The sequence below is a fragment of the Microbacterium sp. Y832 genome, assembly GCF_057669765.1.
On the sequence record NZ_JBYHFM010000005.1, the window covers coordinates 159512 to 174241 of the forward strand.

At 69.2% G+C, this 14730-nt stretch carries 11 protein-coding genes and 2 riboswitches; of the genes, 8 read left to right on the top strand and 3 right to left on the bottom strand.

Features of this window, described 5'->3' with window-relative positions; translation table 11 throughout:
• Positions 1-8 precede the first annotated feature (8 nt).
• Complete coding sequence (locus AC25YV_RS11355) at positions 9-749, bottom strand: NUDIX hydrolase (protein WP_488123951.1); 741 nt, start codon at positions 747-749, stop codon at positions 9-11.
• 105 nt (positions 750-854) lie between these two features.
• On the opposite strand from AC25YV_RS11355, the gene AC25YV_RS11360 reads away from it, so the two are divergent.
• The 4 genes from AC25YV_RS11360 to gcvP all read left to right on the top strand — a co-directional run bounded on the left by AC25YV_RS11360 (position 855) and on the right by gcvP (position 6712).
• On the top strand, positions 855-2027 hold the full coding sequence (locus AC25YV_RS11360; RefSeq protein WP_488123952.1) for a MarP family serine protease: 1173 nt from the start codon (positions 855-857) through the stop codon (positions 2025-2027).
• A gap of 37 nt (positions 2028-2064) precedes the next feature.
• Positions 2065-2162: riboswitch (glycine riboswitch) on the top strand.
• A gap of 1 nt (position 2163) precedes the next feature.
• A riboswitch (glycine riboswitch) is annotated at positions 2164-2263 on the top strand.
• 53 nt (positions 2264-2316) lie between these two features.
• A complete protein-coding gene (gcvT, locus tag AC25YV_RS11365; RefSeq protein WP_488123953.1) occupies positions 2317-3441 on the top strand; it encodes a glycine cleavage system aminomethyltransferase GcvT in 1125 nt (374 codons plus the stop codon).
• A complete protein-coding gene (gene gcvH / locus AC25YV_RS11370) occupies positions 3438-3821 on the top strand; it encodes a glycine cleavage system protein GcvH (RefSeq protein ID WP_488123954.1) in 384 nt (127 codons plus the stop codon). The genes gcvT and gcvH overlap by 4 nt, the downstream gene beginning before the upstream one ends.
• The gene (gene gcvP / locus AC25YV_RS11375) at positions 3818-6712 is read left to right on the top strand and encodes an aminomethyl-transferring glycine dehydrogenase (protein WP_488123955.1); all 2895 of its coding nucleotides are present in this window, start codon (positions 3818-3820) and stop codon (positions 6710-6712) included. Before gcvH ends, gcvP begins: the two co-directional genes overlap by 4 nt.
• A gap of 103 nt (positions 6713-6815) precedes the next feature.
• Here the strand turns inward: gcvP and AC25YV_RS11380 are convergent, their stop codons facing one another.
• Positions 6816-7580 carry a CPBP family intramembrane glutamic endopeptidase gene (locus tag AC25YV_RS11380; RefSeq protein WP_488124047.1) on the bottom strand — a complete coding sequence of 255 codons (765 nt, stop codon included), beginning with the start codon at positions 7578-7580 and terminating at the stop codon, positions 6816-6818.
• 176 nt (positions 7581-7756) lie between these two features.
• Here AC25YV_RS11380 and AC25YV_RS11385 point away from each other — a divergent pair, with 176 nt between their 5' ends.
• The 3 genes from AC25YV_RS11385 to AC25YV_RS11395 all read left to right on the top strand — a co-directional run bounded on the left by AC25YV_RS11385 (position 7757) and on the right by AC25YV_RS11395 (position 12298).
• Positions 7757-9556 carry an ABC transporter family substrate-binding protein gene (locus AC25YV_RS11385; protein ID WP_488123956.1) on the top strand — a complete coding sequence of 600 codons (1800 nt, stop codon included), beginning with the start codon at positions 7757-7759 and terminating at the stop codon, positions 9554-9556.
• A gap of 137 nt (positions 9557-9693) precedes the next feature.
• Positions 9694-11238 (top strand): ABC transporter permease, encoded by a 1545-nt coding sequence (locus AC25YV_RS11390; protein WP_488123957.1) that lies wholly within the window; start codon positions 9694-9696, stop codon positions 11236-11238.
• 34 nt (positions 11239-11272) lie between these two features.
• Positions 11273-12298: an ABC transporter permease gene (locus tag AC25YV_RS11395; RefSeq protein WP_488123958.1), complete on the top strand. Its 1026-nt coding sequence runs from the start codon at positions 11273-11275 to the stop codon at positions 12296-12298.
• A gap of 8 nt (positions 12299-12306) precedes the next feature.
• On the opposite strand, the gene AC25YV_RS11400 is transcribed toward AC25YV_RS11395, so the two are convergent.
• The gene (locus AC25YV_RS11400) at positions 12307-12909 is read right to left on the bottom strand and encodes a PH domain-containing protein (protein ID WP_488123959.1); all 603 of its coding nucleotides are present in this window, start codon (positions 12907-12909) and stop codon (positions 12307-12309) included.
• A 62-nt stretch (positions 12910-12971) separates the two neighbouring features.
• Between AC25YV_RS11400 and AC25YV_RS11405 the strand changes: the two genes are divergently transcribed.
• Positions 12972-14729 (top strand): dipeptide ABC transporter ATP-binding protein, encoded by a 1758-nt coding sequence (locus tag AC25YV_RS11405; RefSeq protein ID WP_488123960.1) that lies wholly within the window; start codon positions 12972-12974, stop codon positions 14727-14729.
• Position 14730: the final 1 nt, after the last annotated feature.

Consider the following 14730-nt stretch of genomic DNA (forward strand, 5'->3'; position numbering starts at 1 on the left):
GGGTCGGGTCAGTCGCGAGCACCGAGCGGACCGCGATCGGTCAGCTCGACGTCTCGGTTGTAGCGGTACAGCCGGGCGGGGCGGTGGCTGCCGGTGCGAAAGCGGTCGGTCGGCAGCAGCGTGCCGGAGTTCTCGACCTGGCGTCGGAAGTTCGCGGGATCCAGACGCCGGTCGAGGATCGACTCGTAGACCTCGCGCAGCTCGGCGAGGGTGAATTCGTCGGCGAGCAGGCCGTGCGCGATGCGGCTGTAGCCGACCTTGTTGCGCAGCCGCCACAGGGCATAGTCGATGATCTCGCTGTGGTCGAATGCCAGCGGGGGGAGGGAAGCAGCGTCGAACCAGCCGACGTTCTCGGGGTCGTGCACGGCGGGGTCGACGAGTCCTGTCGCGGCGTCGTCGGCGCGCAGCAGCGCCCAGTAGACGATCGAGACGACGCGGCTCGGGGAGCGGTCGACGGCGCCGAACGCGTACAGCTGCTCGAGATAGCTCGGCGCCAGTCCCGTGGTCTCTGCGAGAGTGCGTGATGCGGCGGCATCCAGGCTCTCCGTGACGTCGAGCCAGCCCCCGGGAAGAGCCCACAGGCCGGCATAGGGGTCCCGCGTGCGGCGCACGAGCGGCAGCGCCAGCGACGGGTGGCCGTCACCGGGCGGTCGGCGAAGCGTGAAGATGACGGTCGAGACGGCGACGCGCGTCGCGTCGTCGGTGACGCCCGAGGTCGCGGGACCTGTGGTCTCTCGTGTTCGTGTCATCATGACCCTAACTTCCGGTGCGATCTTAGAGTCACGGTGACACGAACGCAAACCGGCGCTCTGTCAGACGAGGTGTTTACGCTGGTGCGCAGAGAGGGGACGCCTGTGATCATCGTCGACATCGTGCTCGTCGTGCTGCTCGTCGCGGCGCTGGTCGGCGGCGTGCGGCGCGGTTTCTTCGCGAGCGTCGGAACCCTCGCGGGGCTCGTCGCGGGCGGCATCGCCGCGTTCTGGCTCACCCCGCTCGTGAGCGCCTGGGTGCCGTCCTCGGCGTGGCGCGGTGTCGCCGTGCTGGGCTCGGTCGTCGGCCTGCTCATCGTCGGCGCCGTCGTCGGGTCGGCGATCGGCTCGGCGCTGCGCTCGGGCACCGACCGGCTCAAGCTGCGCGGCATCGAACGCTTCCTCGGTGGCGTGGCGAGCGTCGTGGTGGCCGGCCTCGCGCTCGTGCTCGTGACCCCCGCGGTGTCGGCCGTCGGCATTCCGGGCATCTCCACCGCGGTCGCGTCCTCGCGCGTGCTGCAGGCACTCGACGCACTGACCCCCGCGCCCGTCGACGCGGCGCTGGCCGAGCTGCGATCCACCGTGCTCGATGACGGCCTGCCGCGTCTGGGCGACCTGCTCGGTCCCGGAGTCGCGCAGCCGGCTCCACCGGTCGCTCTCGACGATCCGGCGCTGCAGCGGGCAGCGGCATCCGTGGCCCGCGTCTCGGGCACGGCCTACTCGTGCGGGATCAGTGCGACCGGCAGCGGCTTCGTCGTCGCGCCCGATCGCGTCGTGACGAACGCGCACGTCGTCGCGGGCGTCGACGTGCCCATCGTGGAACTTCCCGGCCAGGCGGCGCGAGAGGGCCGGATCGTCTACTTCGACCCGGTCGACGACCTGGCCGTCATCGCCGTCGACGACCTCGGTGCGGAGGCGCTGCCGCGCTCGCCGACTCTCGCCCCGGGCGCGGCCGCCGCCGTGCAGGGATACCCGCACGGCGGGCCCTTCACGTCGAACCCCGCGAGCGTGCTGTCGGTCGGCACCGTGCCGGTCGCCGACATCCACGACGAAGGGCTCACGCCCCGCGAGGTGTACGCGCTGCAGGCCAGCGTGCGGCCGGGAAACTCCGGCGGACCGCTCCTCACCGCCGGCGGCGAGGTCGCGGGGGTCGTGTTCGCGCGCGCCGAGGGCGATGACACGCGCGGCTACGCCATGACGATGGCCGAGCTCGCCCCGGTCGCCGAGGCCGCACCCGACTACGCCACGGCCGTCTCATCGGGCAGGTGTGTCGGGTGAGGCCGCTATGCTGTCGAGGTAATTGAAGACAGGCCGCATGACGTGTGCGGGAGAGCCCCGATCCGGCGACGGAGCGGGCACCGAAGGAGCAAGCCTCCCCGCCAATCTCTCAGGTCCGCGTACCGCTCACGTCCGGCCGCTCTGGAGAGTGATGCGCGCGTGCTGCCTGGCACGCATCCGCCGAAGGAGAAAACCGGCCCCGCCGGCGAAGCTCTCAGGCCCATGACAGAGGGGGAGTTCCCTGGACGTCGGTGGACGGCGTCCGCCCGACAGTTCGACGGGAGAACTCATGTCAGACCTACGCTCGACTCCGCTCCGAGGGCGCCACGAGGCGCTCGGAGCGACCTTCACGGATTTCGGCGGATGGTCGATGCCCGTCCGCTACACGTCCGATCTCGCCGAGCACCATGCCGTGCGCTCGGCGGCCGGGATCTTCGACATCTCGCACATGGCGCAGTTCCGTGTGACGGGGCCCGGCCGCGAGGACTTCCTCGCGTACGCGCTCGCGTTCGACCCGACCAAGCTCGCGCTGTCGAAGGCGAAGTACACGATGGTGCTCGCCCCGACGGGCGGCATCGTCGACGACCTCATCGTGACGCGCACCGCGCCCGAAGAGTTGCTGCTCGTGGCCAACGCGGGCAACCGCGACGCCGTGCGCGCCGCGCTGCAGGACCGCCGCGAGGGGTTCGACGTCGAGATCCTCGAGACCGACGACGCGCTCATCGCCGTCCAGGGCCCGCACGCACAGCAGATCCTGCGCACGACGGCAGGCCTCGTCCACGATGACGCCGTCGCGCTCGGCCACACGCTCGAATCGCTGCCGTATTACACCGCGATGGCCATGCGATTCGGTTCCGGCACGGTTCTCGTCAGCCGCACGGGCTACACGGGCGAGGACGGCTTCGAGCTGAGCGTCGCCGCGTCCGACGCGGGCGCCCTGTGGGATGCGCTCGTTGCCGCCGGCGAGCCCCTCGGCCTCGTTCCCGCCGGTCTGGCGGCGCGCGACACCCTGCGCCTCGAAGCGGGGATGCCGCTCTACGGCCACGAGCTGACGCTGGACGTCGTGCCGGCACAGGCCGGCCTGGGGCGCGTCGTGCCCCTGAAGACCAAGGCCGCTGATTTCGTGGGCCGCTCGGCGCTCGAGAGCGTCGTCGCCTCGGCTGCCCCCGTGCTCGTCGGGCTCGTCTCAGAGGGGCGTCGCGCGGGCCGCGCCGGCTATGCCGTGTTGCACGGCGACGCGCCCGTCGGCGAGATCACCTCGGGCGCACTCAGCCCCACCCTCGGGTATCCGATCGCCATGGCGTACGTCGCGCCCGGCGTGAGCGAGCCCGGAACCGAACTGTCCATCGACGTGCGCGGAACCCGCATCCCCGCGACCGTCACCGCCCTGCCCTTCTATCGGAGAAACTCGTGACCGACATCAACAGCCTCCAGTACACCGCCGAGCACGAGTGGATCGCCCTGGACGGGGATCTTGCGACGGTCGGCATCACCGACTACGCCGCCGAGAAGCTCGGCGACGTCGTCTTCGTCGAACTGCCCGACCAGGGCTCCGCCGTCCAAGGCGGCACGATCGTCGGCGAGATCGAGTCGACGAAGTCGGTTGGCGAGCTCTACGCTCCGCTCACCGGCGAGATCGTCGAGGCCAATCAGGCCGTCGTCGATGACCCGTCGCTGGTCAACTCCGACCCCTACGGCGCGGGCTGGCTGCTGAAGATCCGCGTCGCCGCGCCGACGACCGACGGCCTGCTCGACCGTGAGGCCTACGTCGCTCTCACAGGCGGCGCCGAATGACGGGCGCGTTCGCGGCGAGGCATGTCGGAACGGATGCCGCGGCGCAGCGAGCCATGCTCGACGAGCTCGGGTACGACTCGCTCGAGGCTCTCGTGCAGACCGCCGTCCCGGCATCCATCCACGTCTCACCGCGCGAGACGAGCGACATCCCCGCGGCGGCGACCGAGGCCCAGGCCCTCGCCGAGCTGCGAGGGCTCGCGTCGCAGAACCGCGCCGCCCGGCCCATGATCGGGCTCGGCTATTACGACACCTTCACGCCGTCGGTCATCACGCGCAACGTGCTCGAGAACCCGTCGTGGTACACGGCCTACACGCCCTACCAGCCCGAGATCTCGCAGGGTCGCCTCGAGGCGCTCATCAACTTCCAGACGATGGTGACCGACCTCACGGGCCTCGCGACGGCCAACGCGTCGATGCTCGACGAGTCGACCGCCGTCGTCGAGGGGATGCTGCTCGCCCGGCGCGCATCGAAGTCGCGCTCCCACGTCTTCGTCGTCGACGCGGACGCCCTGCCGCAGACGAAGGCGCTCCTGCGCGCGCGTGCCGGCGCTGTCGGCGTCGAACTCGTCGAGCTCGCGCTCGCCGACGGCGCGGCGCTGCCTGACGACCTCTTCGGTGCGTTCGTGCAGTACCCCGGTGCATCCGGTCGCGTGTGGGACCCGTCGGGAGTCATCGACGCGGCGCACGTCGCCGGCGGACTGGTCGTCGTCGCCGCCGACCTGCTCGCGCTCACGCTGCTGCGCTCGCCCGGTTCGCTCGGAGCCGATGTCGCCGTCGGCACGACGCAGCGCTTCGGCGTGCCGCTCGGCTTCGGGGGCCCGCATGCGGGCTACATGGCCGTGCGGTCGGGTCTCGAGCGTCAGCTGCCCGGGCGCCTCGTAGGCGTGTCGGTGGATGCCGCGGGTCAGCCCGCGTACCGCCTGTCGCTGCAGACCCGGGAACAGCACATCCGGCGCGAGAAGGCGACGTCGAACATCTGCACGGCACAGGTGCTGTTGGCCGTCATGGCCGCGATGTACGCCGTCTACCACGGACCCGACGGGCTCAAGGCGATCGCGACGGACGTCGCGAAGAAGGCCGAGGCCCTCGCGGAGCGGCTGCGTTCGTACGGTCTCTCGGTGCGGTCCGACTCGTTCTTCGACACGATCCGCGTCGTCACGCCGGGACCGTCGCGCCGCGTCATCGATCGCGCACGCGAGCGGGGGTACCAGCTGTTCTGGGCCGACGACGCGACGATCGGCATCTCGGTCGACGAGACGACGACCGACGAAGACCTCGCGGCCGTCGCGTGGGCGTTCGGCCTGCCCGAGGGGGAGTTCCTGGGAGCGGGCGAGCAGGGCGAGCGCGCCGTGCCGTTCGCGGATGCGGCGCCCCTGTCCGCAGTGCCGGCCTCGCTCCTGCGCGATGACGAGTACCTGACGCATCCCGTCTTCTCATCGCACCGCTCCGAGACGGCGATGATGCGGTACCTCAAGCAGCTCGCCGACCGCGACTACGCGCTGGATCGCGGCATGATCCCGCTCGGATCGTGCACCATGAAGCTCAACGCCGCGACGGAGATGGCTGCGATCTCGTGGCCGGAGTTCGCGCGCGTGCATCCGTTCGCTCCCGAAGCCGACGTGCGCGGCTATCTCGCGCTCATCGAGCAGCTCGAGACGTGGCTGGCCGAGGTGACGGGGTACGACGCCGTCTCACTGCAGCCCAACGCGGGGTCGCAGGGCGAGCTTGCCGGGCTCATGGCGATCCGCGCCTATCACCGCGCGCACGGCGACACCGAGCGCACGGTGTGCCTCATCCCGTCGTCGGCGCACGGCACCAACGCGGCCTCCGCGGTCCTCGCCGGCATGAAGGTCGTCGTCGTCGCGTGCGACGAGGCGGGCAACGTCGACCTCGCGGATCTGCGCGCCAAGATCGCCGCGCACGCCGACGAGCTGTCGGCGCTCATGATCACGTACCCCTCGACGCACGGGGTGTACGAGCACGATGTGCTCGAGATCACGCAGGCCGTGCACGACGCGGGCGGACAGGTCTACGTCGACGGGGCCAACCTCAACGCGCTGCTCGGGTTCGCCCGGTTCGGCGACCTCGGCGGCGACGTGTCGCACCTCAACCTGCACAAGACGTTCGCGATCCCGCACGGCGGGGGAGGTCCCGGTGTCGGGCCGGTCGCAGCCAAGGCGCATCTCGCGCCGTATCTGCCGTCGCATCCGTTCTCGCAGCGCAAGGACCACGCCGGTGGGTTCGTCTTCGACGGCGGTCCGATCTCGGCTGCGCCGCAGGGCTCGGCCGGCATCCTCCCGATCTCGTGGGCCTACGTGCGCATGATGGGCGCAGCAGGGCTGCGCGAGGCGACGGCGGCTGCCGTCCTGTCGGCGAACTACATCGCCGCGCGCCTGCGCGAGCACTTCCCCGTGCTCTACACGGGCGAGGGCGGACTCGTCGCGCACGAGTGCATCCTCGACCTGCGGCCTCTGCGCGAAGCGACCGGCATCACGGTCGACGACGTCGCGAAGCGGCTGATCGACTACGGCTTCCACGCGCCGACGATGTCGTTCCCCGTCGCGGGGACCCTCATGGTCGAGCCGACGGAGTCCGAAGACCTCGCCGAGATCGAGCGGTTCATCGAGGCCATGATCGCGATCAAGGCCGAGGCCGACGCGGTCGCGGCGGGTCGTTGGCCCGCAGAGGACAACCCGCTCGTGAATGCGCCGCACACGGCGGCGTCGGTGATCGAGGGGGAGTGGACGCACCCGTACACGCGTGCCGAGGCGGTCTACCCCGTGCGATCTCTCGTGCGCACGAAGTACTGGCCTCCCGTGCACCGCATCGACCAGGCGTACGGCGACCGCAACCTCGTGTGCGCCTGCCCGCCGATCGAGGCCTTCGCCTGACGCCACCCGGCCGATACGCCAACGGCGCCCCGAGACCGTGGGGTCACCCGCGGTCTCGGCGCGCCGTTCGCCGTTTCACCGGCGAGGTGCGCCGGGGCCGCGGTCAGGCGAAGAGGGCGGGCCAGAGGACGACCGCGAGCGGATAGCCGACGAAGGCCACGATGTCGATGACGGTGTGGGCGATGACGAGCGGCATGACGCGACCCCAGCGGCGGTAGCACCAGCCGAACACGATGCCCATGACGAAGTTGCCGATGATCGCGCCGAAACCCTGGTAGGCGTGATACCCCGCACGCAGGGCGGCGGTCGCGAGGATGATCGTCCACCAGCCCCACCCCAGGCGCCGCAGGCGATCGAACAGGTAGGCCACGAAGATGACCTCTTCGGTCAGTCCCGCTCGCACCGCGGCCAGCACGAGGAGCGGAACCGTCCACCACGCGGCATCCAGCGGCGACGCCTGCACCTGCATCGTGATGCCCAGTGCGCGGCCGATCGCATAGAGCGCCAGGCCCGGCACACCGATGAGGGCCGCGAGCAGGAGGCCACGGCCCAGGTCGCCGCCGAAGCGCCGGAAATCGAGCCCGATCCGCCGCAGCGCGTTCGTGCCGGGTTCCCACAGCAGGAACACGACCAACGCCACGAGACAGAGGCCGAAGAACACGGACAGCAGCTGATAGACGGCGTCCCAGATCGCCACCTCGTCACGCGCCGGGTTCAGCTGCGTCTGCTGATCCCCGATCGGAGTCGGGCGCAGGAGGGCCCGCACGAGGGAGAGCACCGAATACACGGCGGACTGCCCGACAGTGATGGCCAGGACGAGCCCGATCTCCCACTTCGTCCGCGTTCGCCGCGGACCCCCACCGAGCATCTTGACGGGGCGATCGGTGTGCACCTTGTCAAGAATGTCACACCGCGGTTACGCGGAGTCAAGGATCTGTAACGGTTTCCACAGCCCGTTTGCGGGGGTCCCGAGGCGTGCTTACTGTGTCCGTGTCCGTGTCCGGGTTTCACATACCGGGCACTCAACCTTGCACAGGAGGAAATGTGACTATTCAGATCCGGCGCTCTCGCGCCGTGGCGGTCGGGGGTGCGGTCGCGATCGCGGCTCTCGTGCTCGCCGGCTGCACCACCGACGGCGGTGGCAACAACGACGAGACCCCCGAAACCCAGGGCGGCACGATCACGATCGCGACCACCAACGCGTTTACCTCGTTCAATGGCGACACCCCCGAGGCGAACCTCGACACCAACGGCATGGTCGGTTATCTGACCGGTGTCAGCGGCGGTCTCGGCCTCGGCGGATTCGTCCGTCTGGACCAGGACTACAGCCTGCTCAAGAACGAAGGCTTCGGCACGTACGAGCGGATCTCGGAAGACCCGCTGACCGTGCAGTACACCCTCAAGGAGGGCCTGAAGTGGTCCGACGGCGAGCCGATCACCGCTGACGACATGCTCGTGAGCTGGGTCGTCAACTCGGGGTACTTCAACGACGCCATCATCGACCCCGCGACGGGCGATGTCACCAACGGCGGCACGCAGTACTTCTCGCTCGCCGGCAGCACGGCGGGCCTGGACACGACCTCGTACCCCGAGATCGGCGACGACAACCTGTCGATGACGATCACCTACGACACCCCCTACGTCGACTGGGAGCTGATCAACCCGATCGGCAAGCCCGCTCACGTGCTCGCCGAGAAGGCCGGTGTGTCGCTCGAGGAGTTCATCTCGACCATCGAAGAGATGCCTCAGGGTGACGTCGACGCTCCCGTCGACCCGAACCCCGTCCTGAAGGCGGCCGCCGACTTCTGGAACACGGGCTACGACGTGACGGCCATGCCGACCGACGAGAGCCTCCTCGTCGCGAGCGGACCGTTCATCGTGACCGACTTCGTTCCGGAGTCGAGCATCACGCTCGAGAAGAACCCGGAGTACACCGGTGACCTGGCGCCCTCGTACGACCAGCTCATCATGCGCTTCATCGGCGACTCGAACGCGCAGGTCACGGCCCTTCAGAACGGTGAGGTCAACGCGATCTACCCGCAGGCCTCGGCTGACACGCTGACGGCACTCGACAACGCCGGCGCCACGATCCACGCGGGCGACCAGCTGTCGTACGACCACCTCGACCTGAACTTCACGGGCGTGTTCGCTGACGCGAACGTGCGCGAGGCGTTCATGAAGACGATCCCGCGTCAGCAGATCCTCGAATCGATCATCACCCCCGTCAACCCCGACGCCGGTGTGCTCAACTCGCAGATCTTCCTGCCCACGGATGCCGCCTACGCCGACGCCGTCGCAGCCAGTGGCTACGACGCGTACGACGAGCCGGACATCGAGGGCGCCAAGGAGCTCCTCGCAGGCGCGACGCCGACAGTGCGCATCCTCTACAACACCAACAACCCCAACCGTGTCGACAGCTTCCGCGCCATCCAGCAGTCGGCTCAGGAGGCGGGCTTCGTGATCGAGGACGCCGGCTCGCCCGACTGGAGCTCGCTCCTGGGCAGCGGCAGCTACGACGCGTCCATCTTCGGTTGGATCTCGCCCGGTGCCGGCAACGCCGCACTTCCGCAGATCTTCAAGAACGGCGGGGGCGGTAACTACAACAACTACAACAACGCCGAGGTCAACGCTCTGGCGGACGAGAGCCAGGTCACGCTGGACGACGATCGCCTGACGGAGATCAAGATCGAGATCGACGCCGCCACCGCGGCCGACTTCTACGGTCTGCCTCTGTTCCAGCTGCCGGGTCTGTTCGCCGACAACGGCTCGGTCACCGGTATCGAGCACTTCGGCGGCCAGACGGGTATCGTCTGGAACGCGCAGGAGTGGACGCTCGCGGGCTGATGCCCCGGGCATGACACCCGTGTGACAACAGCGAGGCGCCGGAGTCTTCTACGGCTCCGGCGCCTCAGCCGTCGCATGACACAGCCCGTCGGAGCGGCCTGGCCGCCTCGACCTGATCGAAGGAGACTGGGCACCCCATGGTGGGATTCGTCCTCAGGCGCATCGCCGTCTCGATCCTCGTACTGCTCGCGGCATCCTTCTTGATGTACGTGCTCGCGGCGAACTCCGGCAACCCGCTGCAGGATCTCGAGGGAAGCAACGCGCCCAACCGGGATCAGCTCATCGCGGCGCGGGTCAACGCGCTCGATCTGGATGTGCCTCCTGTGCTGCGCTACTTCCTGTGGCTCGGCGGCGCGGCCCAGTGCCTCATCCCGTTCGTCGGCACGTGTGACCTCGGGATGACGATCTCGAACGCCGCCGTCACCGACATCCTGCCGCCGGCCATGGCGTCGACGCTGCAGCTCGTGACCGCCGCCTTCCTCATCGCCATCGTGCTCGGGGTCGCCGTCGGCATCGTCACCGCCTTGCGCCAGTACAGCGGCTTCGACTTCAGTGTCACCCTGCTGAGCTTCTTCCTGTACTCGCTGCCCTCGTTCCTCATCGCGGTGCTGCTCAAGGAATTCCTCGCGATCGGATTCAACAACTTCCTGCAATCGGCGACGACCATCCCACCCTTGGTCATCGTGCTCGTCTCCATCGTCAGCGCCGTCGTCTGGCAGGCGATGATCGGGGGCCCGGTGCGTCGCCGCGTCGTCATCGCCGTCGCCTCCGGTGGTGTCACGGCCGCTCTCCTCATCTACTTCGACATCTCGGATTGGTTCCGCCAGCCCGGACTCGGCCCCGTGGGCCTCTTTCTGCTCATCGGCGGAACGGTCGTCCTGACCACGGCGCTGCTGGCGGGCCTCGAGAACCGCCGCGCCCTCATGATCGCCGCGCTCAACGGCGCGATCGCCTACGTCTGCTACTTCACTCTGCAGGGCCTGTTCGACGTGTCGACGCTCGGCACCCTCATCATCCTCGGACTGCTCGCGCTCGGCGTCGGCATCGGATCGGGGCTGCTTCTGGGTGGGCCCGACCGGGGCATGGCGGCCCGCATCGGCGGCATCGTCGCCTTCATCTCGAGCGCCTTCGTCGTGCTCGACCGCTACATGCAGTCGTGGCCTGAGTACATGGCCAACCCGCGCATCAACGGCCGCCCCATCGCGACCGTCGGCGCGAGCACGCCCGGCTTCTCCGGCGACGTCTGGTTGACGGGCATCGACAGCTTCACCCATCTGCTGCTGCCGACCGTCGCCCTGCTGCTGATCTCTTTCGCGGGCTACACGCGGTACGCCCGCGCGGGCCTGCTCGAAGTGATGAACCAGGACTACATCCGCACGGCTCGTGCCAAGGGTCTGCCCGAGCGCACCGTCGTCATGCGGCACGCCCTGCGCAACATGCTGATCCCCATCGTCACCCTCATCGCGACCGACGTCGGCGCGCTGTTGGGCGGCGCCGTCATCACTGAACGGGTCTTCGCGATCAGCGGCATGGGCTCGCTGTTCGTGCTGGGCATCCAACGCGTGGACGTCAACCCGGTCATGGGCTACTTCCTCGTCATCGCGATCACCGCGATCGTCTTCAACTTCCTCGCCGACCTCGCCTACGCGGCGCTCGATCCTCGAGTGCGGGTGGCCGCATGATCGCCGAGAACCGCTCCTCCTGGGAGGTCATCCGATGAGCCAGCAGATTCTGCCCGAACCGCCGACCCCGCACGCCCCACCGCACGATGAGGACACGGTGGGAGTGAGCCAGGGACGGCTCATCCTGCGTCGCTTCTTCGCAAACCGGGTATCGGTGGTCTCCGGCATCCTGTTCCTGTTCATCGTGGTGTTCTCGATCTCTGCGATCGGCATGGGCCCCATCCCGGGCTGGTGGCACCACAACTACACGACGCTCAACGCGCAGCAGAACGGCGGCGCCCCGACGATCTCGCTCATCCCGCACTGGCTCGGCGGCGCCGGCATCTCGCTCGGCGAGCACCCTTTCGGGCAGGACCGCATCGGCATCGACTACTTCGCGATGACGATGCGCGGCATCCAGAACTCGATCGTGGTGATGTTCGTCATCTCGATCGTCGGCACGATCGTCGGCACGGTCATCGGTGCGATCGCGGGCTACTACCGCGGCATCGTCGACTCGATCCTCATGCGGATCACCGACGTCTTCATCGTCATCCCCGTGCTCGTCATCGGCGCCGTCGTCGGCCGCGCGACGGGGGGCCTCGGTGTCTGGCCGCTCGCGTTCTTTCTCGCGATGGTGTCCTGGATGACAATCGCGCGTCTCGTGCGGGGCGAGTTCCTCACGCTGCGCGAACGCGAATTCGTCGAGGCGGCACGGGTCGCGGGCGCCAGCGATGCCCGCATCATCTTCAAGCACATCCTGCCCAACGCGATCGGCGTCGTGATCGTCGCGGCGACACTGCTGGCGGCGGCGGCCATCCTGCTCGAGACGGCCCTGAGCTATCTCGGCCTCGGTGTGCGCCCGCCGGATGTGTCGCTCGGCTTCATCATCTCGGACAACCAGTCCGCGTTCCAGACGCGACCGTGGCTGTTCTGGTGGCCCGCGACCTTCATCGTGCTTCTCGCGCTGCTCATCAACTTCGTCGGCGACGGCCTGCGCGACGCCTTCGACCCGCGCCAGAAGCGCTTCTCGCTGCGGCGCACGAAGGAGCCCGTCGAGAGTCGGCGGGATCGCTCATGACGAGCGCCTCAGATCAGCAGCGCTGCACACACGAGTCCCGCGGCGCCGGCGACGATCGCCGCGACCGACAGCGTGCGCGGGCTCACGGCGACGGGCGTCGCGTCCGCGACACCGGCCTCGATGCGGCCTGCACGCAGACCCTCCTGCCACCGACCGCGCACGAGATCGGCGGCGCGGCCCGAGTCGGTCGTCGGCAGATCCGACGGGCGGATGCCGGGAGCCGAGGTCTCTTCGGATCGCCGGTGCGCGCGCGCGGCGCGCACACCCGCCATGGCGCCCGGGGCCGGTGCAGCCGTCGCGCTGATGCGGCGTCCGGGCGTGTGCACGACGAGCGAGTACCGCGTCTCGACGTGGATGACCGCGGCCCACGGCACGCGGTATCGCACGACGACGTTCGCGATCGTCACGGCGTCGTCATCGACGGCGACGAACGGCGCCCACAGCAGCGCCCAGACGAGCGCGGCTGCGGATGCCGCACCCAGGAGCAGTCCCGATGCCGCCCCGCCCGCGGCGGGCACCACGAGCGCGGACACCGCGAGGGCGGCCAGCGCCACCCAGATCGTGACGCTCAGTACTCGATTGAACATCGGACGGAAGACGAGCCGCGGCATCCGGTCATTCTGTCATCCTCGCGTCGGGGCGGCCCCCGTCGCGAGCCAGGGAGGATCACTTCATGAGCACGACCGATCAGCCGAACGGCCCCGCCCTCGAGATGTCCGACGTGAGCGTCGACTTCGCGGTGGACGACGTCTGGGTTCCCGCGGCGAAGAACCTCACGTACTCGATCGAACGAGGCCAGGTCGTCGCGGTCGTCGGAGAGTCGGGTTCGGGCAAGAGCGCGAGCTCGATGGCGGTTCTCGACCTGCTGCCGCGCAACAGCCGTGTGCGCGGCAGCATCAAGGTGAACGGCCGTGAGATCGTCGGCATGACTTCGCGCCAGCTGCGGCAGCTTCGCGGCCCGCAGGTCGCCGCGATCTTCCAGGAGCCGATGACGGCACTCAACCCCGTGCTCACGGTCGGGTTCCAGGTCGTCGAGGCGATCCGCGCGCACACGGCGAAGAGCCCGTCCGAGGCGCGGGCCCGCGCGATCGAGCTGCTCGGGCTCGTGGGGCTGCCCGACCCCGAGAAGGCGTTCGCGTCGTACCCGCACCAGCTCTCGGGCGGGCAGCGTCAACGCGCCATGATCGCGCAGGCGATCAGCCTCGACCCCGCTCTGCTCATCGCGGACGAACCCACGACGGCACTGGATGTCACCGTCCAGGCCGAGATCCTCGACCTGTTGCGCGACCTGCGCGATCGCCTCGACTCCGCGATCCTGCTCATCACGCACGACATGGGTGTCGTCGCAGACCTCGCCGACTGGATCGTCGTGATGAAGGACGGCGAGATCGTCGAGCAGGGCGACGTGCGGCAGGTGCTGGAGCACCCGCGCGACGCGTACACCCAGGCTCTGCTGGCCGCTGTGCCCCGCCTCGGCGAGGGTGCGGGCGATGATGACGTCGTCGATGTCGTGGAGAGCCTCGCCCACGTCGTCCAGGAGGTGGATGCCGGCATCGACGTGACCGAGCGCGCCCCGAGCGTCGCCCCCGTCACGGCGCCGGTGCTCGAGCTGTCGGGAGTGTCGATCGAGTACGGCAAGCGCGGGCGTGTCGCGGCGTTCCGTGCCGTCGACGACGTGTCGCTCGCGATCGGCCAGGGCGAGATCGTCGGCCTCGTCGGCGAGTCGGGCTCCGGTAAGTCCACGATCGGGCGCGCCTCGATCGGGCTGCAGCCGATCGCCGAGGGCAAGCTCGTGGTCGACGGCATCGACATCAGCTCGGGTGCGCGCAAGACGATCTCGTCGCTGCGCCGCAAGGTCGGCATCGTCTTCCAGGACCCGTCGTCATCCCTCAATCCGCGGTTGCCCATCGGTGAGAGCATCGGCGAGCCGATTCTGCTCGCTCGCGAGGCGAAGGGCGCAGCGCTCGACAAGCGCGTCGAGACCCTGCTGGACGAAGTCAACCTGCCGCGCAGCTACCGTAATCGGTACCCGCACGAGTTGTCCGGGGGGCAGAAGCAGCGCGTCGGCATCGCTCGGGCCCTCGCCCTGCAGCCGCGACTGCTCGTCGCCGACGAGCCCACGAGCGCCCTCGACGTGTCGGTGCAGGCGCGCGTGCTCGAGCTGCTGCTTCAGCTTCAGGCCGAGCACCAGTTCGCATGTCTGTTCATCAGTCACGACCTCGCCGTCGTCGATGCGATGGCCGACCGGATCATCGTGCTGCATCACGGCAAGATCGCCGAGCAGGGGACACGTGACCAGATTCTGCGGGCCCCCAAGGAGCCGTACACGCAGCGGCTCATCGCCGCGATCCCCGTGCCCGACCCCGATGTGCAGGCCGCGCGACGCACGTTGCGACACCAGCTGCTGCAGGCCGAGCGCGACGCCGGCTGAC

Coding starts and splice junctions, on each gene's coding strand:
- AC25YV_RS11355 (WP_488123951.1), bottom strand. CDS start 749: ATGACACGAACACGAGAGACCACAGGTCCCGCGACCTCGGGCGTCACC.
- gcvT (WP_488123953.1), top strand. CDS start 2,317: ATGTCAGACCTACGCTCGACTCCGCTCCGAGGGCGCCACGAGGCGCTC.
- gcvP (WP_488123955.1), top strand. CDS start 3,818: ATGACGGGCGCGTTCGCGGCGAGGCATGTCGGAACGGATGCCGCGGCG.
- AC25YV_RS11380 (WP_488124047.1), bottom strand. CDS start 7,580: ATGCTCGGTGGGGGTCCGCGGCGAACGCGGACGAAGTGGGAGATCGGG.
- AC25YV_RS11390 (WP_488123957.1), top strand. CDS start 9,694: ATGGTGGGATTCGTCCTCAGGCGCATCGCCGTCTCGATCCTCGTACTG.
- AC25YV_RS11395 (WP_488123958.1), top strand. CDS start 11,273: ATGAGCCAGCAGATTCTGCCCGAACCGCCGACCCCGCACGCCCCACCG.
- AC25YV_RS11400 (WP_488123959.1), bottom strand. CDS start 12,909: ATGCCGCGGCTCGTCTTCCGTCCGATGTTCAATCGAGTACTGAGCGTC.
- AC25YV_RS11405 (WP_488123960.1), top strand. CDS start 12,972: ATGAGCACGACCGATCAGCCGAACGGCCCCGCCCTCGAGATGTCCGAC.